The sequence below is a fragment of the Pseudomonas germanica genome, from assembly GCF_019614655.1.
Classification (GTDB): domain Bacteria; phylum Pseudomonadota; class Gammaproteobacteria; order Pseudomonadales; family Pseudomonadaceae; genus Aquipseudomonas; species Aquipseudomonas neuropathica.
Window position 1 is genome coordinate 972,383 of record NZ_CP071586.1, and the last position, 25,202, is coordinate 997,584.

At 60.3% G+C, this 25,202-nt stretch carries 16 protein-coding genes and 1 pseudogene; 5 read left to right on the forward strand and 12 right to left on the reverse strand.

Translation table 11 applies throughout. The features are described from left to right. Window positions 1–61: 61 nt before the first annotated feature. From J0G10_RS04170 to prmA, 7 genes are all read right to left on the reverse strand, one after another. On the reverse strand, window positions 62–2,839 hold the full coding sequence (locus tag J0G10_RS04170) for a hybrid sensor histidine kinase/response regulator (protein WP_095126112.1): 2,778 nt from the start codon (window positions 2,837–2,839) through the stop codon (window positions 62–64). A gap of 98 nt (window positions 2,840–2,937) precedes the next feature. After that, the gene (gene purD / locus J0G10_RS04175; protein WP_095047354.1) at window positions 2,938–4,233 is read right to left on the reverse strand and encodes a phosphoribosylamine--glycine ligase; all 1,296 of its coding nucleotides are present in this window, start codon (window positions 4,231–4,233) and stop codon (window positions 2,938–2,940) included. Between the two features lie 149 nt (window positions 4,234–4,382). Further along, complete coding sequence (purH, locus tag J0G10_RS04180) at window positions 4,383–5,990, reverse strand: bifunctional phosphoribosylaminoimidazolecarboxamide formyltransferase/IMP cyclohydrolase (protein ID WP_095047355.1); 1,608 nt, start codon at window positions 5,988–5,990, stop codon at window positions 4,383–4,385. Window positions 5,991–6,073: 83 nt separating this feature from the next. Continuing rightward, window positions 6,074–6,394 (reverse strand): DNA-binding transcriptional regulator Fis, encoded by a 321-nt coding sequence (fis, locus tag J0G10_RS04185; protein WP_003221275.1) that lies wholly within the window; start codon window positions 6,392–6,394, stop codon window positions 6,074–6,076. Further along, window positions 6,391–7,401 carry a tRNA dihydrouridine synthase DusB gene (gene dusB, locus J0G10_RS04190; RefSeq protein WP_093430243.1) on the reverse strand — a complete coding sequence of 337 codons (1,011 nt, stop codon included), beginning with the start codon at window positions 7,399–7,401 and terminating at the stop codon, window positions 6,391–6,393. The genes fis and dusB overlap by 4 nt, the downstream gene beginning before the upstream one ends. Before the next feature lie 185 nt (window positions 7,402–7,586). Then, entirely contained in the window at window positions 7,587–8,864 is a 1,278-nt protein-coding gene (locus J0G10_RS04195) for a DUF3426 domain-containing protein (protein ID WP_093430244.1), read from the reverse strand. 30 nt (window positions 8,865–8,894) lie between these two features. Continuing rightward, the gene (gene prmA / locus J0G10_RS04200; protein WP_093430245.1) at window positions 8,895–9,773 is read right to left on the reverse strand and encodes a 50S ribosomal protein L11 methyltransferase; all 879 of its coding nucleotides are present in this window, start codon (window positions 9,771–9,773) and stop codon (window positions 8,895–8,897) included. Window positions 9,774–9,794: 21 nt separating this feature from the next. Between prmA and J0G10_RS04205 the strand changes: the two genes are divergently transcribed. Further along, the gene (locus tag J0G10_RS04205) at window positions 9,795–13,925 is read left to right on the forward strand and encodes a ferritin family protein (protein WP_220557546.1); all 4,131 of its coding nucleotides are present in this window, start codon (window positions 9,795–9,797) and stop codon (window positions 13,923–13,925) included. Between the two features lie 66 nt (window positions 13,926–13,991). Here the strand turns inward: J0G10_RS04205 and accC are convergent, their stop codons facing one another. The 5 genes and pseudogenes from accC to gcbA form a co-directional block, all read right to left on the reverse strand. Next, window positions 13,992–15,347 (reverse strand): acetyl-CoA carboxylase biotin carboxylase subunit, encoded by a 1,356-nt coding sequence (accC, locus tag J0G10_RS04210; protein WP_095126109.1) that lies wholly within the window; start codon window positions 15,345–15,347, stop codon window positions 13,992–13,994. Between the two features lie 17 nt (window positions 15,348–15,364). Continuing rightward, entirely contained in the window at window positions 15,365–15,829 is a 465-nt protein-coding gene (accB, locus tag J0G10_RS04215; protein WP_093430248.1) for an acetyl-CoA carboxylase biotin carboxyl carrier protein, read from the reverse strand. A gap of 48 nt (window positions 15,830–15,877) precedes the next feature. Further along, entirely contained in the window at window positions 15,878–16,330 is a 453-nt protein-coding gene (gene aroQ, locus J0G10_RS04220; protein WP_093430249.1) for a type II 3-dehydroquinate dehydratase, read from the reverse strand. Window positions 16,331–16,580: 250 nt separating this feature from the next. Continuing rightward, window positions 16,581–17,087, reverse strand: a pseudogene (locus J0G10_RS30260) (methyl-accepting chemotaxis protein); the annotation flags it as partial. Between the two features lie 1,491 nt (window positions 17,088–18,578). Further along, complete coding sequence (gene gcbA, locus J0G10_RS04230; RefSeq protein ID WP_095047359.1) at window positions 18,579–20,249, reverse strand: diguanylate cyclase GcbA; 1,671 nt, start codon at window positions 20,247–20,249, stop codon at window positions 18,579–18,581. Between the two features lie 425 nt (window positions 20,250–20,674). Here gcbA and J0G10_RS04235 point away from each other — a divergent pair, with 425 nt between their 5' ends. From J0G10_RS04235 to speA, 4 genes are all read left to right on the forward strand, one after another. After that, complete coding sequence (locus J0G10_RS04235; RefSeq protein WP_016984927.1) at window positions 20,675–21,742, forward strand: DUF2333 family protein; 1,068 nt, start codon at window positions 20,675–20,677, stop codon at window positions 21,740–21,742. A gap of 3 nt (window positions 21,743–21,745) precedes the next feature. After that, window positions 21,746–22,303: an NUDIX hydrolase gene (locus J0G10_RS04240; RefSeq protein WP_220557549.1), complete on the forward strand. Its 558-nt coding sequence runs from the start codon at window positions 21,746–21,748 to the stop codon at window positions 22,301–22,303. 306 nt (window positions 22,304–22,609) lie between these two features. Further along, a complete protein-coding gene (locus tag J0G10_RS04245; protein ID WP_007914613.1) occupies window positions 22,610–22,981 on the forward strand; it encodes a translation initiation factor Sui1 in 372 nt (123 codons plus the stop codon). Between the two features lie 219 nt (window positions 22,982–23,200). Further along, window positions 23,201–25,114 (forward strand): arginine decarboxylase, encoded by a 1,914-nt coding sequence (gene speA, locus J0G10_RS04250; RefSeq protein WP_038360569.1) that lies wholly within the window; start codon window positions 23,201–23,203, stop codon window positions 25,112–25,114. Window positions 25,115–25,202 lie beyond the last annotated feature (88 nt).

Sequence of the window (25,202 nt, forward strand, 5' to 3'; positions counted from 1 at the left end):
GCAAGCTCACTGGCGAGGGAATTCGTGGGGGAGTCTATCAGGCGCTACGGGGTCTGTCGGCTCAGGAGGTGGGCGTCGTGGCACGGTTCTGCTGATCACGCTCGGCTACCCAGTGCTCGATCAGCTCGCGCAATTGTGACAACTCGACCGGCTTGGACATGTGCCCATCCATCCCGGCCTGACGCGCGCGCTCCTTGTGTTCGGCGAGAATATGCGCCGTCAACGCCACGATCGGCGTGCGAATGCGTTGATTGCTGACTTCCCAGGCGCGCAATTGCTGGGTCGCCGAGAAGCCATCGAGGATCGGCATTTCGCAGTCCATCAGCACCAGATCGTAACGCTGGGCTTTCATCGCTTGCAGGGCTTCTTCGCCGTTGGCGGCGGTGTCCGGTTGCAGGTTGAGCTTGCCGAGCATGCCGCGAATCACTTTGGTCGAAATCGTGTTGTCTTCGGCGACGAGGATGCGGAAATCGCTCGGCACTTTCGCCGCCGTGGCCGGGGTGACCACTTGCGGCTGGAACACCACCTGACCTTTGTTGCGCTGGTTGAGCTCGTCGGCCAGGGTGGTCTTGAGGGTGTAGCCGGCCACCGGTTTGGCGAGGATGCGTTTGATCCCCGAGTTGCGCGCGATGATCTTGCTCGGCGCATTGCTGATGCCGGTGAGCATGATCAGCAGGATGTCGTGGTTCAGACTCGGGTCTTCCTTGATCTTGGCCGCGAGCTGCATGCCGGTCATGCCGGGCATGTTCTGATCGAGCAACACCACATCAAAGTAATCACGCAGGTGCGCCTTGGTCCGCAGGAGAGCCAACGCTTCCTTGCCTGAAGGTACGGCGCTGACATTCAGCCCCCACGCACTGCATTGCTGGACCAGCACTTTGCGGCAGGTGTCGTTGTCGTCGACCACCAGGACCCGCGCGCCCTGCAGCGGACTGTCGAGATCGGAGGTCGGGTGTTCGAGGCGGTCGGGGTCCAGCGGCAAAGTCAGCCATAACGTGCTGCCTTGATTGGCGCCGCTCTTGATGCCGAACTCGCCATGCATCAAGCGGATCAGTTGTCGCGCGATCACCAGCCCCAGGTTGCCACCCAGACGATTGGCCGAAAGGAAGTGCTTGCTGTGCAGTTCGGCGTGCATCAGTGCGTCACGCTCTTCCTGATCCATCGGTTCACCGCTGTCCTGCACGGCGATGCGCAGACGCGGTTTGTTGCTGCGCTCGTCGAGGGCGACGACGATCAGCACTTCACCTTCATCGGTTTTCTTCAGGGCGTTTTCCAGCAGGCTCAGCAGAGTCTGGCGCAGGCGGGTCGGGTCGCCGCTGATCACCCGCGGTACTTGCGGCTGGATAAAGCTGATCAGTTCGACGTTCTGCTGTTCGGCCTTGGCCCGGTAGATGCTCAGGCAGTCGTCGATCAAGGCATTGAGGTCGAACTGCACATCGTCCAGTTCGATCTGCCCGGACTCGAGCTTGGAGATGTCGAGAATCTCGTTGATCAACGTCAGCAATTCGTTGCCGGCGCTGTGGATGGTCTGCACGTAGTCGCGTTGCTTGACCGACAGTGGCGTGCCCAGCAGCAGTTCGGTCATGCCCAGCACGCCGTTCATCGGCGTGCGGATTTCGTGGCTGATCTTGGCGAGGAACTCGGCTTTGGCGTTGATCTCGGCATTGCTCGCGGCGAGGTCGCGGCTGACGCTGAAACGACTTTCGGTGATGCTGCGCTGACGCTCGCCGAGGGCGATGCTCATCAGCAGCCCGCTGATACAGATGAATGCCATCAGGGTCATGATCAGACCCTGCGGCGACACCAGTGTCAGCCCCAGCAACGCGGGAAGAATGATCAAGGTGCCGATGTTGAACACCACCATTGCGGCGACGAACAGGCGCGCCGGGCGGTAACCCTTCTGCCAGTGATAGAAGGCGACAAACAACATGCTCAGGCCGGCCAGGGCCACCAGGGCATAGGTGATGATGTTCAGCGGCAGGGTGTTGACGAACAGCAGCAACAGACTGCAGGTGACGATAAACAGGATGTCGCCAATCAACAGTTTGTTCAGCGGGTGCGGGCCGAGCGGCGCGAAGAAGCGATAGGCGAACATCAATCCTGCGGGAGCGGTCAGCAGCAACGCCAGATAGGCGCCCGGGGTCTGCACCGCGTGCCAGTTCGGCAGCCAGGGGCCGGCGAGGTTGAGCAGCAGCAACAGACTGAGGCCCAGCAGGCCCTCGCAGACCGCCAGCCACAGGCTGCTGCGCGAGCGGGAGTAGGCGTAGCGCACAAGGTTGTGCAACAGCAGCATGGCGAGACAGCCGAACAGCAAGCCGAAGATCAGCGTCTGATTGTGGTTGGCCGCGCTCATCACCGCCGATTGTAGGGTGACGTGCGGGCGCAACTGGTGATCGGAGACCAGGCGCAGATAGACATCGAGCGGTTTGTCGGTCTGTGGCAACGGCAGCATGAAGTCGCTGCTCGGCAACGGCCTTTCGGCCTGTGGCTGGTCGGTGCCGGTGTTGCGTTGCTCGATCAGCTTGTCACCGTCGAGTACGTAGAGATTGAGCTGTGACAGGTCGGGGGCAAAGATGCGCAGCACTTGTTCGTGCTTGCCCGGCGCCAGTTTGAAGCGCAACCACAGGGCGCCATCGGGCTCGGCCGCAGTGAGGCGGTCGAGGTCGATGGGGCTGAATTGATTGGTGTAGCGAGCGGAGCGGATATCGCTCAGTTGCAGACTGCCCTGATCGTCAAGCAATACCGACCAGCCACTGCCTTGCGCGGCCTGGGCCGGGAGCATGCAGAGCAAGGTCAGCAACGTGACGGTGAAGCTTATGGCAATCCTGAGCCAGCGCACGGCGAAATCCCTTCGTAGGTTGATGCCAGAATATAACGATGCGCGGCGGCGGAACAGCCCGGCGAGGAACGGTATCCCTCGCCGGGATGATCGAAAGCTTATTCCTGGGTTTCGCCACGTTCACGGGCAATGGCGCGGTAGCCAATGTCCTTGCGGTAGAAGCAGCCTTCCCAGTCGATGGCTGCTGCCAGCTTGTAGGCTTGCTGCTGAGCTTCACCGACGCTGGCGCCCATTGCAGTGGCGCAGAGTACGCGACCACCGGCAGTGACAACCTGACCATCCTTCAGCGCGGTACCGGCGTGGAAGACTTTGCCTTCCAGGCTCGCCGCTGCGTCCAGACCGTTGATCGCCGCGCCCTTGGCGTAGTCGCCCGGGTAGCCGCCAGCGGCCAGCACGATGCCGACGCTCGGGCGTGGATCCCACTGTGCTTCAACCTTGTCCAGCGCTTGCGCCAGAGCGGCTTCAACCAACAGCACCAGGCTCGATTGCAGACGCAGCATCACTGGTTGGGTTTCCGGGTCGCCGAAGCGGCAGTTGAACTCGATAACCTTTGGATTACCAGCCTTGTCGATCATCAGACCGGCATAGAGGAAACCGGTGTAGACATTGCCTTCTTCAGCCATGCCACGCACGGTCGGCCAGATCACCAGATCCATCACGCGCTGGTGCACGTCGGCAGTGACCACCGGGGCAGGGGAGTAGGCACCCATGCCGCCAGTGTTCGGGCCGCTGTCGCCGTCGCCAACACGTTTGTGGTCCTGGCTGGTGGCCATCGGCAGGACGTTTTTGCCATCGACCATGACGATGAACGAGGCTTCTTCGCCGTCGAGGAATTCTTCAATTACCACGCGCGAACCGGCGTCGCCGAACGCATTGCCAGCAAGCATGTCGCGCACGGCGTCTTCGGCTTCGGCCAGGGTCATGGCGACGATCACGCCTTTACCGGCCGCCAGGCCATCGGCCTTGATCACGATCGGTGCGCCTTTTTCACGCAGATAAGCCAAGGCCGGCTCGATCTCGGTGAAGTTCTGGTAGTCGGCGGTCGGGATCTTGTGGCGAGCCAGGAAGTCCTTGGTGAAGGCCTTCGAACCTTCCAACTGCGCAGCGCCGGCGGTCGGACCGAAGCAGTCCAGGCCACGGGAGCGGAACAGATCAACAACGCCAGCGACCAGCGGCACTTCCGGGCCGACGATGGTCAGGGAAACGTTTTTCTCGGCGAAGTCGGCCAGTTGCTCAAGAGCCAATACGTCGATGGCGACGTTCTCGCACTTGGCTTCGATGGCGGTGCCTGCGTTGCCCGGCGCGACGAACACCTTCTGTACGCGCGGATCCTGAGCCACTTTCCAGGCCAGGGCGTGTTCACGGCCACCGCTGCCAATGATCAAAACATTCATTTCAAAAACCTCGGATGACGCTAATTCTGTGGGGGCTGATCGTTCCCACGCTCTGCGTGGGAATGCCTCTACGGACGCTCTGCGTCCAAGGGACGCGGAGCGTCCCGGGCTGCGTGCCCACGCAGAGCGTGGGTACGATCAAGCAATAATCAGTGACGGAAGTGACGCATGCCCGTAAAGACCATGGCGATGCCAGCCTCATCGGCAGCAGCAATCACTTCAGCATCACGCATCGAGCCGCCCGGCTGGATCACTGCAGTGATGCCGACCTTGGCCGCGTTGTCGAGGCCGTCGCGGAACGGGAAGAACGCGTCCGATGCCATCACCGAACCCGCTACTTGCAGACCGGCGTGCTCAGCCTTGATCGCGGCGATACGTGCCGAGTTTACGCGGCTCATCTGGCCAGCGCCGACACCGATGGTCTGACGGTTCTTGGCGTAGACGATGGCGTTGGACTTCACGTACTTGGCCACTTTCCAGGCGAAGATCAGGTCGTGGATTTCCTGTTCGGTCGGCGCGCGTTTGGTCACGACTTTCAGGTCATCGGCGCTGATCATGCCGATGTCGCGGCTCTGTACCAGCAGTCCGCCATTGACACGCTTGTAGTCCCACGCGGCTGCGCGGTCTGCCGACCACTCGCCGCAGGCCAGCAGGCGCACGTTGGCTTTGGCCGCAACGATGGCGCGGGCTTCTGCACTGACGCTTGGGGCGATGATCACTTCAACGAACTGACGCTCGACGATCGCTTTGGCGGTCTCGGCATCCAGTTCACGGTTGAAGGCGATGATGCCGCCGAACGCCGATTCGGTATCGGTGGCGTAAGCCAGTTCATAGGCCTGACGGATGCCGCCTTCAGCGTCCGGGCTGACGGCCACGCCGCACGGGTTGGCGTGCTTGACGATCACGCAGGCTGGCTTGACGAAGCTCTTCACGCATTCCAGCGCGGCGTCGGTGTCGGCCACGTTGTTGTACGACAGTTCTTTGCCTTGCAGTTGGGTCGCGGTAGCGATGCCGACTTCGGCAGGCTTGGCTTCCACGTAGAACGCCGCGCTCTGGTGCGGGTTCTCGCCGTAGCGCATTTCCTGGGCCTTGATGAACTGGCTGTTGAAGGTGCGCGGGAATTCGCTGCGGCCTTCAGTGCTCAGGGTTTCAGCCGCTTGATTCACGGTGCCCATGTAGTTGGCGATCATGCCGTCGTAGGCGGCCGTGTGTTCGAAGGCCTTGAGCATCAGGTCGAAACGCTGCGCGTACGTCAGGCCACCGGCTTTCAGCCCTTCCAGGACGCTGGCGTAATCGCTGGCATTCACCACGATCGCTACGTCTTTATGGTTTTTCGCTGCCGAACGGACCATGGTCGGGCCGCCGATGTCGATGTTCTCGATGGCGGTCGGCAGGTCGCAGCCTGGCTTGTTGATGGTGGCTTCGAACGGGTACAGGTTGACCGCCACCAGATCGATCGGCTTGATGCCGTGCTCGCTCATGATTGCGTCGTCGATACCGCGACGACCGAGGATGCCGCCGTGGATTTTCGGGTGCAGGGTTTTCACCCGACCGTCCATCATTTCGGCGAAACCGGTGTAATCCGCGACTTCCACTGCGGCAACACCGTTGTCGCGCAGCAGCTTGAACGTTCCGCCGGTGGAGAGGATCTCGACGCCCAGAGCTTCAAGCTCCTTGGCGAATTCGAGGATCCCGGTCTTGTCGGAAACGCTGATCAAGGCGCGGCGGATCGGCAGGCGGGTAGTCTGGTCGGTCATCTCAATTTCCATCAAAAGCAAAGGAAGTCAGCAAAAAAGGCGACCGTTTTTTACGCGGGCGCCTTTCTGGTTTGATTGAATGCTTACAGCAGATCGTACTGCTTGAGTTTCTTGCGCAGCGTGCCGCGGTTAAGTCCGAGCAACTCACTGGCCTTGGTCTGGTTGCCCTTGACGTAGTTCATCACGCTTTCGAGCAGGGGAGCCTCGACTTCGGAGAGCACCAGGTTGTACACATCCGTGACGGACGCGCCCTCAAGGTGGGCGAAATAATTGTGCAGCGCCTTCTCGACACTCCCGCGAAGGGTCTGGCCTTCTTCGCTCGGGGTATTGAGGTGCTGTTTCAAATTCACGTTGTCGCTCACGGGTGCTGTTCCACTCACTAAAGTCTCGGTCATCATCGTCATGCGGCCACCCCTTCTTCGTCCCCTGTCAGGCTCTTGTAACGCTCGGCGAAAAACTCCCGAACGTTGGCGCATTGTGTTTCCGTACCATCCAAACGATTGAAGTGGGCGCGAAACTCCCTGGCGCCCGGCAAGGTTGCGAGATACCAGCCCACATGCTTGCGCGCAATGCGCACGCCCATCACATCCCCATAGAAAGCGTGAAGGGCGGCCAGATGCTCCAGCAGAATGTGTTCCACTTCGATCAGTTCCGGTGCCGGCAATTTCTCGCCGGTACGCAGGAAGTGTTCGATCTCGCGAAAAATCCATGGCCGCCCTTGGGCGGCGCGGCCTACCAACAGGCCATCGGCACCGGTCGCGTCGAGCACGTAACGGGCCTTTTCCGGCGAATCGATATCGCCATTGGCAAACACCGGCATCGACACCGCCTGCTTGATCGCGGCAATCGTGTCGTACTCGGCTTCACCGGTGTACAGATCGGCGCGAGTGCGGCCATGCACTGCCAGCGCGGTGATCCCGGCCTGCTCGGCGATCTTCGCCACGGTCAGGCCGTTCTTGTTGTCGCGATCCCATCCGGTGCGGATCTTCAAGGTGACCGGCACATCAACCGCAGCCACAACGGCCTGCAGGATCTCGGTCACCAGTGCTTCGTCCTTCAACAACGCGGAACCGGCGGCCTTGTTGCAGACCTTCTTTGCCGGGCAACCCATGTTGATATCAATAATCTGCGCGCCCAATTCGACGTTGGCCCGGGCCGCATCCGCCAGCATCTGCGCGTCGCCACCGGCAATCTGCACCGAGCGGGGCTCGGGATCGCCTTCGTGGATCATGCGCATGCGCGACTTGCGGGTGTTCCACAGGCTCATGTCACTGGTGACCATTTCCGAGACTACAAGCCCTGCGCCCAAACGCTTGCACAGCTGACGAAAGGGCTGGTCGGTGACGCCCGCCATCGGGGCGAGAATCAAGCCGTTCTGCAATGTGTATGGGCCGATGCGTACCGCCGACATAGGACTTCCCTGAGGTGGGGCCGGATCATGAGAGTTCGAAAAAGGGTTGGCATGATACCCGCTCTCGATGACTGGATAAAGGCTGAATTGAACAAAATCTGAACAGTTATTCCGTTATCGCCACAGGTTTGGTTGTGGGTGGCAAAGTCAGAAAACCGCCGTCAATTGCAAACCGCCGCAGGGATTCACTCGGGCGAGTGGAAACTCAGGCTGTAATTCACTGCTTTCGGGCCTGGGTCGAGGATATCCAGCGCAATGTGGATCGGCGTTTGCGGCGGCATTTCCGCCAGACCTTCGAGGTCCCCTCTGAGGTACTCGCCGGGTTTGAAGCGACGACTGGCGATCAAGTGGCCATTGAGGTCGGCGAAACGCAGTTCCAGTAATGGAAAGGGCTGAGAGAACGTCGCGCGGTTATAAATGATCGCGTCGACCACCAATGCGCCGTTGAACTCCGGATGACTGCGCACCACCAGATTGCTGCTCTTGATCCGGGCGATGTCGACCTTGGACGGCACCGTGCAGCCGATCTGCGGGCAGATTTGCTGGAACCACGGACGGTATTGATCCTGGCGGGCCAGTTCGTCGAAATGATAGGCGATGTATTGGGCAGCCAGTCCGCCCGCCGCCAGTAGCACCAACAGCAACCAGAGCAAACGGCGTCCCCACGGCGAGCGGCGTTTCTGCCAGTCCAGTTGCAGCGGGTCGTCAGTCAGGTCCTGCAGGACTTCAGCACGTACACCGGGTTCTGCGCGCTCGCGCTTTTTGCGCAGCGGCTCGATCGATGGCAACTCGTCGCCGTCATCGATATCGTCGCTGGCAGAAAATCGTTCACGACGGGCGTTCGGATCGATCGGGTCGTGAAGGCGCAGTTGCGGGATCGCCGGCTCGTCGTCGAGATCTACCGGTTCCAAAGTCAGCGAAGGCTCAGTGCGCGCGGCTTTGGCCGGTTCGATCTCCGAGACTTCTGCCTCGTCGTCGGGCTCGATCGTGTGCTCATCGGCATGTTCGCTGAACAGGCTGTCGCGCCAGACGGTTTCGTCCGGCTCAGGCATGTCGCGCCGGGCGCTCAGGGAATCTTCGCGGGGACGGCCGAATTCGGTGGTCGGCTGGATTTCCCGTTGCTCGAGGCGGGCAAGTTCCTGGTCCAGATCGAGGCTATCGAGATCCAGCTCCGAGGCGCTCCACTGCTTTTGGCTGATGGCGCGCGGTGCCGGTGGCTCGACGATGGCTACGGGTTCGACGGCTGGCGTCGACTCGACAATCGGCGGTGGCTCGGCAAGCGAAGGCGCGACCGGCGTCACCGCGTCCTTGCCAGCGTGTTGTTCCAGCAGCTGTTTGGCGGCGTTGAACACTTGCAGGCAGGAGCCGCAGCGAACCACCCCGCGGGCCACGCTCAATTGAGCATGGCTGACACGGAAACTGGTTTGGCAATGCGGGCACTGGGTGACGAAGCTGTCAGTCATGCGGCGATCCGGATTATGCAGGCGGACATATTAGCGCCGACGGCCGGTGATGCGCACCCAGCCATCGCGATTGGCGATCGGGTCGAGATCGAAGTCCTGTGCATAAGCGGCAGCGACTTCATCACCTTGTTCAGCGAGGATGCCCGACAGGGCCAGACGACCGCCGGATTTGACCAGGCCAGACAGTTGCGGCGCCAGCGAAACCAGCGGACCGGCAAGAATGTTGGCGACCAGCACGTCAGCTTGAACCTGCGGCAAGTCTTGCGGCAGGTACAGCGGGAACAGTTCGTCGGCAATATTGTTGCGACCGGCGTTGTCGCGCGAGGCTTCCAGTGCCTGCACGTCGATGTCGGTACCAACGGCTTCTTTCGCACCGAGCAACAGGGCGGCGATCGCCAGAATTCCCGAACCGCAACCGAAGTCGAGCACGTCGCAGTCTTTCAGGTCCTGGCCGTCGAGCCATTCCAGGCACAAAGCGGTGGTCGGGTGAGTGCCGGTGCCGAACGCCAGGCCCGGATCCAGCAGCAGGTTGACCGCATCAGGTTCCGGCGCGGCGTGCCAGCTCGGCACGATCCACAGGCGCTGGCCGAAACGCATCGGCTGGAAACCGTCCATCCAGCTGCGCTCCCAGTCCTGATCTTCGATGACTTCGCTGTGGTGTTCGGGTAGCGGGCTGCCGGTCAGCAGTTCCAGGTGGGCCAGTACCGGGGCTGGTTCGGTGCCGCCTTCGAACAACGCCAGCAAGTGGGTGTGCGACCACAATGGGGTGGTGTTGAGTTCCGGTTCGAAGATCGGCTGGTCTTCTGCGTCCATGAAGGTCACCGACACGGCGCCGACTTCGAGAAATGCGTCCTCGTAGGTTTCGGCTTGTTCGGGGGTGATGGCGAGACGGACTTGCAGCCAAGGCATGGCGGGCACCTTTGAAAATCTGTGGGGCAGCCCGAAGCTGCAAAAGCGCGCAGTTTACGCCAGGTCGCCGGCAAAGTGGACACGCCTCTTGGCTGTTACACATTCGCCGGCGCGATATACATATGTATCCCCGGAGCGCGGTTGCCGGCAAATAGAGTGAAAGCTCATTTCTACGCAAGCGGGCTGGACGATATGGCGAGTGAACAAGGGATTGTAGAAGAAAAACCACCGGAAGCCGCTGCGCCCACAGGAACGGCCCAGGAGATTCTGCTGCGGATCACGCGTTGGCAGGTACTCATCGACAAGCGCCTGAGCAGTCAGCTGACCTTATTGGAGGCCATGGAAGCTTTCGCGTTGACCGAGCTGCGCAATCATTACCCGCACGGCAATATCGATCCGGGTTTTGTGCTGGCTTTGCTCGATTCGATTCTGCAGAAAATCATCGACGGCAAGCCGATGATGTACCTGGCGATTCAGGACGCTCCGTACCGCTGGCCGGGTGCTGCTGACCGGGGATTTCCGCTCGGCCATCGTCAAGCGGTCATCCAGACTGTGGAGAGCGTTTCTGAGCATTTCCTTGATCAATACAAAAACTACCTGCGAACACATTGGGAAACCAAGGGGCAGGAGGCTGCGTTCGATCAGTTGGTTTTGCGCAAATTGCAGCGTTATATCGATGACATCGACGCGCTGTTCCACACTGACCGGCTCGTGCGACTGACGCCGGATCGATTGCGCAGGCAAATCGAAAAGGTTCAGGAACGAGGCGCTCGCCGCTATCGGTTGACCGCACTGGCAACGGGTGCGGAAAAGAAGAGGCTCGAAGCGCAGTCATACGCGCAATTGCCGCATTGGCTGCGGGTGCTGAACGAACCGGAGCGTGCCAGGCTGCGCCGTTATCAAGAACAGACGTCGCAGGCCCAGGCAGCGCTCGATGATCTGCTGGAAGGCTACGGCTCGTTGCGCGCCTATGCCCGGCAACAGGCGATTGACTATATCCAGCTCAAACTCGACATGGAGGTGGAACCGGACCGGATCGATGTCCGCCTGAGGTGGCTTTCAGCGGTCGGCGAGCCGACGCAGAACCGCAGTTTGAGCCAGTTGCTCGCGGCGGGGCCGATCGGTACGGATTTCGCTGCCGTTCTGGAAGTCACCAGTGGTCCTTCGCGACGCAATCAGCCGCTGGAGCCGGCATTCATCGCCGACATGCTGGCCGGCCAGGATTATCCGGTCGGGTACCTGCGAGCCCTCGCCGGGCAGTATGAGCGCGAGGACGTACAAAAGGCCTTGATCGACTGGTTTGTCGCGCGACTCAAGCAAAGCGCGTTCGTTGCGCGTTGTGCGGGGCATCTGGCGGTGGACGATCATGATCGTCTCGAATCGATGTGGGCGGGGGAAGCCATGGGCGAATCTTTGCGCGTCGCCGCACTGGCTTTACCCAACGGCATGCAGTGTGCCGACTTTCTGGTGTTTTACCGGCAAGAGCCTGCACCAGCGGTGAGCGATCTGCTGCTGTACGCGCCAAACAAGCCAGACGGCCAGGAGTGGGTGCGCCTGCCTTCGCTGGCGGCATTGACCGGAGAGGTCTGGGGCTGGACGCAGAGCGAGTCCGGTCGCGAATATCTTTTGCAGCAGCTTTCTCCCACTGCCCATCGCCGAGCGCGGGAGTATCTTGTCGCCGTGGCTGCCGACCCTGGCCGTTGGGGTATGAGCAGTGATATTCGGCGTGCGCCCCTGCCGTTCGCTCAGTGCGTCGAAGCGGCTGTAAAAATGGGCCTGGCCAAAAACCTGCAGCAGGTCGAAGAGGACAATTTACTGCGCTGGAACTCAACGCTGACCCTGGATGCGCGTCGACGCCTCAGCAGCCTGAATCAGGAGCTGGTTGTTCATCAGCAGGTCTTCAATGAGTTGCTGGGCGGTTTCGAAGTCTTTGTCGACTTTGCCAGACGCACGGTGGCCGCAGAGATCGCGCCTTATATGCGCAGCAAACAGGTGCTGGAACCGGTTGATCCGGCCACCGTGTTGATCGATTACAACGCCGGCATCGCCGATCGCAGGAAACAGTCGGTAGCCAGCCTGCTCGATCTGGCGATCTACGGCTACGACGACAACGCTGGTATCGACAATCCGAAAAAGGGCGTGCGCTCATCCGTTGGCCAGGATCTGAGCGAGGTGCGCAGCGCCGATCTGGCGTTGTATCTGCGCGGGGCCTGGCTGGGTGAGAAGTACGCCAGCGAGATCCGAGGCAAATATCTCGACGCTCGCCATGCGGACTACGAGCCGCGCCGGTTTGCCTGGCGCAATGTGCTGCTGTCGACAATGGATCGTGACTTGCGGGTTGCGCGAAGTCAGGCACGGCTAAGCGACACGGTGTATACAGCGCTCGTCCGCCAGGTCTCGCTGTTGAGTCAATTGCCAACGTCAGGGGGCCATTTGCCGGGCGCCAGCAGGGTCACGACTGACGGCGTATTCAGGTTTACTGTGCGTGGTCATGTCGTACTCGGGGTTTATGTTTTTACCGCTTTCGATCCCGATCCGTCTTGGTGGTTGTATACCCCGGATGCTCCTGACGGCCTTGCGGTGCGCCCGTACCATTCACTGTTTGGCGACATCGCCGGCGAGCTGCATGACTACTTGATGGCGCGCACGGCGGTTGCTGCACGCAAAACCGTTTCGCTCTCCTTGCATGCGATAGCGGTAAAAAATCAGCGCGTCGATACGCTGTACGAAGCGCAGCGAGTGAGCGACGCGCGGGTTGAGTTCAACGCTTACATCGAGCGCACGGTTACGGATGTGCACGACATCACGACCAGCCGCGCGAAAATGATCGAAAGACAGGTGGTCAAGGGACTGATGTTCGCCGCCGCGCCATTCTGCATGGTGTTTCCGCCCTTCGCCTTGTTGTTGGACGTGGTGTTCATCGCTGTCAGTGCCGGTGATGCCGTCGCGGCGCATCTGGAAGGCGATGTCGATGGCGCGCTCGGCCATTGGCTTGAGGCGTCGTGGGGCGCGCTGTTTGCCATGGTTGGCGCCGGCAGTACGGTCAAGTTACTCGGGCGCACGGTCAGAAATCTGAAGCACACGACGCGGCCGGTCTCATTGCTCACAGAACGCTTGAGCACCGTGGCTCCGATTCGCAAGGAAGCGTTGCCGGCGGTTCGCAAGGTGCGTTTTCACGCCAGACAGGCCGTCAGCAACAAGCCGGATAATTTGCAGCAGGTCACTGAAGAAGGTGTCTTTTTTGGCACATGGCGCAGTCCGCCCAGTGCTGCGCAGCCCCAACCGACCTATTACATCCGCAACAGAGGCAAGTACTTCCAGGTCAGGGAAAACCCGCATTTCGGGGGGCTCAGCCTGATCGATGCCCGGCGCCCCGAAGCCATTTATCAGCGCCCCGTACGTCTGACCGCGAGTGGCAAATGGACGCATGACCGGGTCGGGCTGCGCGGCGGCAATGATCAGGTACGTAATCTTGGTCGAGTGAACAATCTGCGCAATGCGTTTCCCGGCCGGGTCGAGCCAGTGCTGAACCGTGGTGCGTTGCAGGGCGAGGCTGTGGTGGCGAAGTTTGTCGCCGGGTCTATGGACAATTATCTGTTTTCGCTGAATGCGCAGACCTGCGTGATTGCCTCGATGTACAACCCGACGACAAAGGTCGGCGCAGTCATTCATTTCGATCACAACGTTCGCTCGCTGATCAACCACACCGTCAAGGATGCGATGACGCGTCTGGGAGGCTCGCCCAAAGATGTTCGGGTCACGCTGGTGGGCGGTGACTGGCTGACCGGCACCGACATCGGTGGACCGGTCAGGAGTGTATTGCGTCAACAGGGGCTGAGGCCGACATGGGATTACTGGTCGTATTCTTCCTGTCTGGGTAATACCTATGCTGTTTCGTTGAATCTGAACAACGGTGTTTCGACGGTGTTCAAGACTTCCGCCAGCCAGGTTGAGCGCTTGTATTCGCCGGTTTTGCAGCGGGCCAGATATGCCAGCGATCCGGTGTCGAAACGCGCACAGGTATTCATGGAGCGGTTTCGTCGAAAGCCATTGCACCAAGATGCCTCTGGCGCTGTAGTCGACCAGAACGGGCGCCGGGCAACCCCTGAAATGATTCAGGGGCAAGCTTTTACCTTGGTGTCGATGAACTGATGCGCTGGTTGCAGGCATAAAAAAACCCGATCCACAGGGATCGGGTTTTTCCACGCCAGGTCAGTCTTACGACTGCTTGGCCAGCTTGTGCTCGAGGTAGTGAATGTTCACGCCACCTTTGCAGAAGCCTTCGTCACGAACCAGGTCACGGTGCAGCGGGATGTTGGTCTTGATCCCGTCAACCACGATTTCGTCCAGGGCATTGCGCATGCGGGCCATGGCTTCGTCGCGGGTCGCGCCGTAAGTGATCAGCTTGCCGATCAGCGAGTCGTAGTTCGGTGGAACCGCATAACCGCTGTACAGGTGCGAATCGACGCGAACGCCGTTGCCGCCTGGTGCGTGGAAATGCTTGACCGTGCCCGGACTCGGCATGAAGGTTTTCGGGTCTTCAGCGTTGATCCGGCATTCCAGCGAGTGGCCACGAATAACCACGTCATCCTGAGTGAACGACAGCTTGTTGCCAGCGGCGATGCTGAGCATCTCCTTGACGATGTCGATACCGGTAACCATTTCCGAAACCGGGTGCTCCACCTGAACACGGGTGTTCATTTCGATGAAGTAGAAGCGACCGTTTTCGTAGAGGAACTCGAAGGTGCCGGCGCCACGGTAACCGATGTCGATGCACGCCTTGACGCAACGAGCCAACACTTCTTCGCGAGCCTTCTCGTCGATGCCCGGTGCCGGCGCTTCTTCGAGAACCTTCTGGTGGCGGCGTTGCAGCGAGCAATCGCGGTCGCCCAGATGGATGGCGTGGCCCTGGCCGTCGGACAGGACCTGCACTTCGACGTGACGCGGATTGGTCAGGAATTTTTCCAGATAGACCATCGGGTTGCCGAACGCCGCGCCTGCTTCGGAGCGGGTCAGTTTCGCCGAGGCGATCAGGTCTTCTTCCTTGTGCACCACGCGCATGCCGCGACCACCACCGCCGCCAGCGGCTTTGATGATCACCGGGTAGCCGACTTCACGACCGATGCGCAATGCCGTTTCTTCGTCTTCCGGCAGCGGGCCGTCGGAACCTGGAACGGTTGGCACGCCTGCTTCGATCATCGCGTGCTTGGCCGAGACCTTGTCACCCATCAGGCGAATGGTTTCGGCTTTCGGGCCGATGAACGCGAAGCCGGAGTTCTCGACCTGCTCGGCAAAATCGGCGTTTTCCGCGAGGAAACCGTAGCCTGGGTGAATGGCGGTAGCGCCAGTCACTTCAGCGGCAGCGATGATGGCCGGGATGTGCAGGTAGGACTGAGCGGCAGAAGCCGGGCCGATGCAGACGGATTCGTCTGCCAGACCCAGGTGCATCAGCTCTTTGTCGGCCTTGGAGTAAACGGCGACGGTCTTGATGCCCATCTCTTTGCAGGCACGCAGAATCCGCAGGGCGATCTCACCGCGGTTAGCGATCAGAACTTTTTCCAACTTCGCAGTCATCAAAGGCTCTCCGCAGTTCAAACGATGGTGAACAGCGGTTGGTCGTACTCAACCGGCTGGCCGTCTTCGACGAGGATGGACTCGATCACACCGCTGGTTTCAGCTTCGATGTGGTTCATCATCTTCATGGCTTCGACGATGCACAGAGTGTCGCCTTTCTTCACGGTCTGGCCGACTTCAACGAAGGACGGCGAGGTTGGCGAAGATTTGCGATAGAAGGTACCGACCATCGGCGAACGGGCAACAGTGCCGTTCAGCGCTGGTGCAGCAGCGGCAGCCGGGGCTGCGGCAGCAACCGGAGCAGCAGCGGCGGCAGGTGCGGCAGCCGGAGCGTGCATCGGAGCCGGCGCGTAGTACTGCTGAGCCGGGGTCTTGCTGTGACGGCTGATGCGTACGGACTCTTCGCCTTCCTTGATCTCGAGCTCGTCGATGCCGGACTCTTCCAGCAATTCGATCAGTTTCTTAACTTTACGGATATCCATGAATCATCAACTCCCAAGGGTCGGTCAGGGGCGTTTAACGCTTGTAGTTCAAGCCGTTGCCTGTGTTTCAAGCTGTTCTAGCGCAGCCTCCAGGGCCAGTCGGTAACCGCTGGCGCCAAGGCCGCAGATCACTCCCACCGCTACGTCGGAGAAGTAAGAGTGATGGCGGAAAGGTTCGCGTTTGTGCACGTTGGACAAATGCACTTCGATGAATGGGATGCTCACTCCCAGCAACGCGTCACGTAATGCGACACTTGTGTGCGTAAAAGCTGCTGGATTGATCAGAATGAAATCGACCCCTTCGCCACGCGCGGCGTGGATGCGGTCGATCAATTCGTACTCGGCATTGCTTTGCAGATACAGCAGATGATGACCGGCTTCACGGGCGCGGCGCTCCAGATCCTGATTGATCTGCGCCAGGGTCGTTGAACCGTAAGTGCCGGGTTCGCGGGTGCCGAGCAGGTTCAGGTTGGGGCCGTGCAGCACCAGGAGGGTCGCCATCTGCGTAGTCCTTGTTATGAATGAGCAATCGTCAGAACCCGGCGACTATGCCGCAAAGACTTTGTGACTGTCCAGTTCTATGCAATAGCCAGCACGATGGCCGATGTTTGCGCGAAATATGTGACTGAGGGTCCTAATCCGGTCACTTGTGGTGAACCCCCTGTAGGAGCTGCCGCAGGCTGCGATCTTTTGATTTTCAAGAGCAAGATCAAAAGATCGCAGCCTTCGGCAGCTCCTACAGGGATTTTCGTCAGACGCGAAATGCCTGAACGGCCGTATGCAGTTGCCCGCCCAATACCAGCAGATTCTCACCCTGCTCACGCCCACGGCCGATCCGCACCAGATTATCCCCACCCAACTGATGAATCCGCTCACTGTGATCGCGAATCTCGCTGACCGCGCCGCTCTGCTGCGCCGTGACGTCGGCAATGCGGATCGCCGTGTCGGAAATGGTCTGGATCGCGCCGACGATTTTATCCAGCGCGCCATCCGCCGCTTGCGCCTGATTGGCCGTGGCTTCGGCGTGCTCGACCTGTGCGCGCATGCCTTCAACCGATTGACGAGCAGCGGTTTGCAGGCCGGCAATCAGGGTTTGAATCTCGGCAGTTGCGCCGGCTGTACGTTGTGCCAGCGAGCGCACTTCTTCAGCCACCACGGCAAATCCTCGACCCATTTCCCCGGCACGCGCCGCTTCGATCGCCGCGTTAAGCGCCAGCAGGTTGGTTTGATCGGCAATCGAACGAATCACCGTCAATACGCCACCAATGGTCGCTGACTCCTCGGCCAAATGCTCGATCATTTGCGCGTTGCCCTGAACCTCACCGACCAGCGCGTGCAGGCCGGTGAGGCTTTGGCCAATCACCGACTGGCCATGCTCGACCGCCAGTCCGGCATGACGGCTGGCATCCGCCGCCTGCTGCGCATCGCCAGCGACCTGCTGAATCGTCGCCTCCAACTCGCCGAGTGAATCGCGGATCAGCGCGGTGTCACCGGCCTGATGTTCGGCGCCGCTGTGCAAGTCGTTGCTTAGTTCGGCGAGCGTGCGACTGCTGCCTGCGACTTGTTCGGCATTGCCGCGAATTGTCCCAACCAAGTCCACCAGGTAGGCACGCAAGCGATTGAGCGAGGCCTCGATGTCGTGCAGTTCACGGTTGGTTTTGCCCAAATGAATGTCGCGGCTGAAATCGCCTTCGGCCCAGTTCGACAGCGCCGGAGCGAGATTGGTCAGCGTGCGGGCCAGCCGCCGCTGCAAGGTGTCGATGAGCAACGCAATCAGCAGAATCAAGCCGATCATCACGCCTTGCATCAGCCGCACTTCGCCTTGAATTTGCCCGTGCTGCGCGCGCACGACCGGCTCAAGTCCGGCGATGGCCTGCTGCACGGCGGCGATTTTCTGGTGGGTGGCGGTGCTGAGGTCGGTGCGTTTCTGGATCTGATCCCGTGTGCGTGCCAGCTCCGCCGGATAGCGTCCGAGCAAGCTGTTGAGCTCACGTTTGAGTCCGACACCGGCGTCTTCGGCAACGGCTTTTTCGCTGCTCTCGATGCCCATCATTGCCGCAAAGTCATCACTGCCCGATTCGCTTTTGGCGACAACACCGAGCAAGGGCAGGGCCTCAATTACCTGAGCTTGCGAGCGGATATTGGTGACTTCGCGCTCAACATCGGCGGCCAGTTCACTGCGCCCGCTGCTGACCAGTTTGTCCCGCGCCAGTGACAGTTTGCCTAAGTGCTGAGAGGCGACGAGCAACGGCGTCAGATAAGCCGCGTTGCCGTTGGCGTAAGTGCTGAGCTGATCGAGGCTGGCGCTCAGTTCGCGCTCTGCCTGCAACAGCAAGGCCTGCGGGTCGCCCGCCAGTTTGCCGGCAGCGAGCAAGTCGGTCTTGCTGAATTCATCAAGGCCCGACAGGCTCGGGCGCAGGGTGTCGGCCAGCGCTGGCGGCAATTCGCCGAGTTCTTTCTGCAAATTGTCGATGGCCTGACTGGCACTGCTCAGGCGCAAGGCGTCGCCGCTGGCGAGGTAATCCTCGACGTTGCGTGCCACCTCGTTCTGAAATTGTTGCGACAGACCGAGATAGCGCTCCATCAACAGGTACGGGCGCTCAAGGGCTTTTTGCGACCACCACAGCGTCGCGCCGAGTGCGAGACACACGGCGACCAACAGCAGGGTATTGAGATTGGTGAGCAACTTCAGGCGCATGACGGCTACCAACGGCAGAAATGGTAAGCGCCTGAATTTATTGCGGTTCTGTTACAGGGTTATGACCGAATCAGTGGAATCCGATGAAAAAGTGGCACTTTGCTTTGATTCGCGCGCGGTCTGCACGCGATTGCGCCCGGCACCTTTGGCCCGGTACAGCGCTTCGTCGGCCTGACTGGCCATCATCAGGCTGTCGCAGTCATCGTGCATTTCCACCACGCCGGCACTGAAGGTGCACCACAAATCCTGCGGCTGCGCCGGGTAATGGATTTCAGCGAAGCGCTGGCGGATCTCGTCGAGCACTTTGTGCGCGGCTTCTATATCAGTGTCGGGCATGACGATGGCGAACTCTTCGCCGCCGTATCGGCCGATGAAATCGGTCTTGCGCAAACGCTGCTTGAGAAACAGCGCGAGGCTCTTGATCACCCGGTCGCCCATCGGGTGGCCGTGGCTGTCGTTGACCCGTTTGAAATGGTCGATGTCGAGCATCGCAAAGCTCAATGGCTTGTTCTCGCGGCGGGCGCGGAACGAGCAGTCTTCGAGCAATTGCAGAATGTGCGTGTGGTTGTACAGACCGGTGAGGCTGTCGCGGACCATCCGTGCTTTGAGGTTGCGTGCGCGGGCGGCGCGGTTGCGCACGGTGGTGATCAGGTGGCGCGGCTTGATCGGTTTGGTCAGGAAGTCATCGCCGCCCTCGCTCATGGCGTCGAGCTGCTTGTCCAGATCGTCCTCGGCAGACAGGTAAATGATCGGCACGCTGACATAGCGATCGTTGTGGCGAATCACTTTGGCCAGTTCGGTGCCAGTGCAGGCTGGCATGTACATGTCGAGGATGATCAGGTCGGGCTGGAAATCGGCCAGTTCCGCCATCGCCTGAATCGGTTCGATCAAGGTACGCGTGACGATGCCGGCGCTGTTGAGCAGGCGCTCGGTGTGCAAGGCCTGCGCACGCGAGTCGTCGATGATCAGCACTTTATAAGGTTCGTACTGGGCGACGCAGGTGAGGACTTCTATCTTTTCCAGCAGGCTCGACGCTTCGAGGGTGCCGGTGAGGAACTCCTGGCCGCCGGCGCGCACGGCGGCGAGGCGGGTTGGCGTGTCGGTTTCGTGCAGGCTGAAGAACAGCAGCGGCAGCGGTTCTTCCAAACCGACCTGAGCCTCCGCGGCGAGTTTCAGGCCGATGCCGGCGCCGCTGAAATCGACGTCCATGACGATCGCCGCGGGCAGGCGCTCGACCATCGAGGAGCGAAACGCCGAAACGCTGTCCAGCGCCTGCGCGCTCAGACCGAAGAATTCCAGTTGTTTGGCCAGGCGTTCGGCGCGGTCGTGATCTTGCAGCATCACATAGATCGGTTTGCGCAGCGGTGGCAGGAAAGTCTGGTCGAGTTGATCGCCATGGCGCAGGCCGGTGCGTGACAAACGCTGCATCAAGCGATTGAGGTCGGTGATCAAGCCACTGCTCAGGCGACCGCGATTGGCGTCCACCGCTTCCAGCGATTGGCTGATATGGCGCGCAAGCTGCGTGTGTTCGGGCTGTTCGAAGCGCTCGGCAAAACGCAGCAGGCGCAGGTTGGCCTCGCTCAGTTCGGCGAGATCGACATTGGACCACTCAGTGCGTTGCAGGCGCTGCCATATCTCAAGAATCTGACGTGCCTGATGAATTACCCGCTGGGCAAAGTGGTGCTTGAGACGCTCACGGCTGGGGTCTTCTGGCTCGGTCATATCCTGACTACTAGTTAGGCTGCATGCTGAGATCGACTGGTGGCTCTATGCTAGCACCTCTTTTCCCTTACACGAGTGTCGTACGTCAATAATCTGCAATGCGTCACCATTCAGTTTCTGACCGTACGGTTTTGTTTTTGACCTGAGTGTCTGACAAGTCCCCGTAGGCCGGGCACTCCCTGACTAAGCTGGGTGATCAGGATGACGGGGCAGTGGTGCTTTTATCCGTGCAGTGAATGACCTTTGCGATGGTTTTCAATCCGATGGGCTGAAGCATGGGCATCGGGGATTCCCTTAGTCATCGTCGAAGCGTCATTCGCCCATACGAATTGCGGCTTATCTTTACGCGCGGGTGCCCGGCCTCGGCACGTTGTTGTATGGTTGTGGTCGAACCGTTGAACCCAAGTGATTGAAAGGATATCGCCATGCTGGACTGGAAAAACCGCGCGGGCAGCGCGCCTGAACGTGCCGCCGAACCCAAGTCGGCCACCCGCAGCTATGTTGGCGGATTGCTGTTCAGCCGTGCATTGGCCACGCTGATCGGCATCTACCTGCTGGTGACCATTGGCCTTGGCTGGTACTGGAGCCAGGAGCCGGCGCTGTTTCCGGTCGCACAAAACGCGCAAGTGGCGGCCGAGAAAGAAGGCAAGCAGATGGTGATCGGCTACACCACCGTCGAAACCCTGAAGACCGTTGCCGGCACCTTGCTCAACAAGCCGGGCGGCTACATTTCCAACGACCGCTTCCCGCCGGGCCTGTGGATGGACAACACGCCAAGCTGGGAGTACGGCGTGCTGGTACAGGTGCGTGACCTGACCCGTGCCCTGCGTAAAGACTTTGCCCGTTCGCAGTCGCAGTCGGCGGAAGATGCCGATCTGGCCAAGGCCGAGCCGCGTTTCAACTTCGACAACAAGAGCTGGATCCTGCCGTCGAGTGAGTCGGAATATCAGGAGGGCATCAACTCGCTGAGTCGTTATCAGGCGCGCCTGTCTGATCCAACCCAGAAAAACGCGCTGTTCTATGCTCGCGCCGACAACCTGAACAACTGGCTGGGCGATGTCGGCACCCGTCTCGGTTCGCTGTCGCAACGCCTGTCGGCCAGCGTAGGCCGGGTCAAACTCAATACCGCGCTGAAAACCGAAGTGCCGGCGATCGGCGAAGTGCCGCAGGTTGACGAAGAAGTCGTCGAGACCCCGTGGATGCAGATCGACAACGTGTTCTACGAAGCCCGCGGTCAGGCCTGGGCGCTGTCGCACCTGCTGCGCGCCATTGAAGTCGATTTCGCCGATGTGCTGGCGAAGAAGAACGCCACCGTCAGCGTGCGTCAGATCATCCGTGAACTGGAAGCCTCGCAGGAGCCGGTCTGGAGCCCTATGATTCTTAACGGCAGCGGCTTCGGCGTGCTGGCCAACCACTCGCTGGTCATGGCCAACTATATTTCCCGGGCCAACGCCGCGGTGATCGATTTGCGTCAACTGCTCAATCAGGGCTGATTCATGAGCCACAACGCCAAAGAGGCGGCCCATCGCGCCGCCTCGGATGCCGAACAGATCGCCTGGGTCGATGAGCAGGACAACCTGCTCGGCGCTCTGGTGCGTGCCGATCTGCGCGAGCGTGGGCTGATCGGTCGCGGCACCTACATCATGTTGTTCAATTCCGCCGGTGACCTTTGCGTGCACCGGCGCACGTTGAGCAAGGCGATTTATCCCGGTTACTGGGACGTCGCGGCGGGCGGCATGGTGCAGGCCGACGAGACTTACGCCGAGTCGGCAGCCCGAGAGCTGGAAGAGGAGTTGGGCGTCAGCGGTATCGAACTGACTGCCCATGACCATTTCTACTTCGAAGACACCGGCAACCGTTTGTGGTGTTCGGCGTTTTCCGCCGTCTGGGACGGGCCGCTGAAACTGCAACCGGAGGAGGTGCTCGAAGCACGCTTTATTCCGGTCGAGCAGGTCATGCAGGAAATCCAGCAAAAGCCTTATTGCCCGGACTCTCTGGCAGCCTTGAAGCGCTATCTGAAGGCGCAGCAAAGCGACGTCGCAAAGAACACATAAATTGGCGCCGATTGGCACTTAGCAAGTCGCATTTTTGCCGTTACACTGCGCGACCTTTTCAAGCTGCACCAAAGAGTTTGAGGTTGGGCTGCTGACCCGCTGTAGGAGCTGCCGAAGGCTGCGATCTTTTGATCTTGTTTTTCAAGAGCAGGATCAAAAGATCGCAGCCTTCGGCAGCTCCTACGGTTCAGCAGTCTCGTCGCCAAATTCCGGTGCAGTAGCGCTGCCCCTGCCTGAGTGGGGCTTCGCGGTCGATGACCTTGCCCAAGGTTGCGATCAGTCTTTGTCCTCCCAAGAGGATTGCCGGTGGCCAAAAAAGCCGCATCCTTCGCCGCCTTAGGTGGCCTGGTATTTTCCACCGACGCAGGTCGTCATTGCCCGGAATGCAGTAAGCCGGTGGACGCCTGTATCTGCAAACAAACCGTGATCCCGGCCGGCGACGGCATTGCCCGCGTGCGACGCGAGAGCAAGGGCCGCGGCGGCAAGACGGTGACCACCATCACCGGCGTGCCACTGGCCGAAGACGCGCTCAAAGAGTTGGCAACAACGTTGAAGAAACGTTGCGGCACCGGCGGCGCGTTGAAAGACGGGATCATCGAAATCCAGGGCGATCATGTCGAGCTACTCTTGGCTGAGCTGATCAAGCACGGTTTCAAAGCGAAGAAGTCCGGCGGCTAGCAGCCTCTGTGAAAACCACCTGCGGCTTGATCCGGCGCTGAAACACTTCAGATCCGGCGTCGTCTCCATGGTTTTCACAGAGCCTGTTCATGACCGGTTTCTAAACTCCACGCAGTCAGTGCGGTCTACCGCCGCGCTGACAAACCGTCATTTTCATTCTTTAGAATGCGCCGGCCTGAGATCAGGCGACGCACTATGACTTCTTTATAGGGGACTTCGATGTCCGTACGACGCACACGCAAAGACGATGGCAGCCAATGGACAGTTGCGGACAGCCGCAGTGTTTACGGGATTCGCCATTGGGGGGCCGGGTATTTCGCGATCAATGACGCCGGTCGCGTCGAAGTTCGTCCGAACGGTCCGAGCAGCTCGCCTATCGACCTGTTCGAACAAGTCGACCAACTGCGCAAAAGCGGTTTGTCCTTGCCGTTGCTGGTTCGCTTCCCCGACATTCTGCAAGACCGCGTCCGTCAGTTGACCGGTGCCTTCGATTCGAACATCGAGCGCCTGGAGTACCAGAGCAAGTACACCGCGCTGTACCCGATCAAGGTTAACCAGCAAGAAGCGGTGATCGAGAACATCATCGCCACCCAGGACGTCTCCATCGGTCTGGAAGCCGGCTCCAAGCCTGAGCTGCTGGCCGTGCTGGCGCTGGCGCCGAAGGGCGGCACCATCGTCTGCAACGGTTACAAGGACCGCGAGTTCATCCGTCTGGCGCTGATGGGCCAGAAGCTCGGCCACAATGTCTTCATCGTTATCGAGAAAGAATCCGAAGTCGGTCTGGTGATCGAAGAAGCCGCCTCGCTCAAGGTCAAGCCACAGGTCGGCCTGCGCGTGCGTCTGTCGTCGCTGGCGTCGTCGAAGTGGGCGGACACCGGTGGCGAGAAATCCAAATTCGGTCTGTCGGCAGCACAACTGCTGTCGGTGGTCGAGCGTTTCCGCGCGGCTGGCCTGGATCAGGGCATTCGCCTGTTGCACTTCCACATGGGCTCGCAGATCGCCAACCTGGCTGACTACCAGCACGGCTTCAAGGAAGCGATCCGTTACTACGGCGAGCTGCGCAATCTCGGTCTGCCGGTCGATCACATCGACGTCGGCGGCGGTCTGGGCGTCGACTACGACGGCACGCACTCGCGCAACGCCAGCTCGATCAACTACGACATGGACGATTACGCCGGTGTCGTGGTCGGCATGCTCAAGGAATTCTGCGACGCGCAGAGCCTGCCGCATCCGCACATTTTCTCCGAAAGCGGCCGCTCGCTGACCGCGCACCACGCCATGCTGGTGGTGCAGGTAACCGACGTCGAGAAGCACAACGACGAGATCCCGCAGATCGAAAACAAAGAGTCGCTGCCGGAAACCGTGCAGTGGCTGGTTGACCTGCTCGGCCCGACCGACATCGAAATGGTCACCGAAACCTACTGGCGCGCCACCCACTACATGAGCGACGTTGCCGCGCAATACGCCGATGGCAAGCTGACCCTGGCCGAAAAAGCCTTGGCCGAGCAGTGCTACTTCGCCGTCTGCCGTCGCCTGCACAACTCGCTGAAAGCCCGTCAGCGTTCGCACCGCCAAGTGCTCGACGAACTCAACGACAAGCTGGCCGACAAGTACATCTGCAACTTCTCGGTGTTCCAGAGCCTGCCGGACACCTGGGCGATTGATCAGGTCCTGCCGATCATCCCGTTGCACCGTCTCGACGAAGAGCCGCTGCGTCGCGCGGTGCTGCAAGACCTGACCTGCGACTCCGACGGCAAGATCAATCAGTACGTCGACGAGCAGAGCATCGAGACCAGCCTGCCGGTACACGGTTTGAACGAAGGTGAAGACTACCTGCTGGGCGTGTTCCTGGTCGGCGCCTATCAGGAAATCCTCGGCGACATGCACAACCTGTTCGGTGACACCGACTCGGTAAACATCTACCAGAACGCCGATGGCAGCGTGTACCACGCCGGTATCGAGACCCACGACACCATCGAAGACATGCTGCGTTACGTGCACTTGTCGCCGGAAGAACTGATGACTCACTACCGCGACAAGTGCGCCAGTGCCCGCATCAGTGCCAGCGAGCGCACGCAATTTCTCGATGCCTTGCGTCTGGGCCTGACCCGCTCCTCCTACCTGTCTTCCTGAGGCCAGGTGGCGATCTTGCCGGGTTGTCTGAATTTTTCCTGAGCGTGGCGGAAAATTCGGATGACTCGGTGGGATATCTCCCAAAATC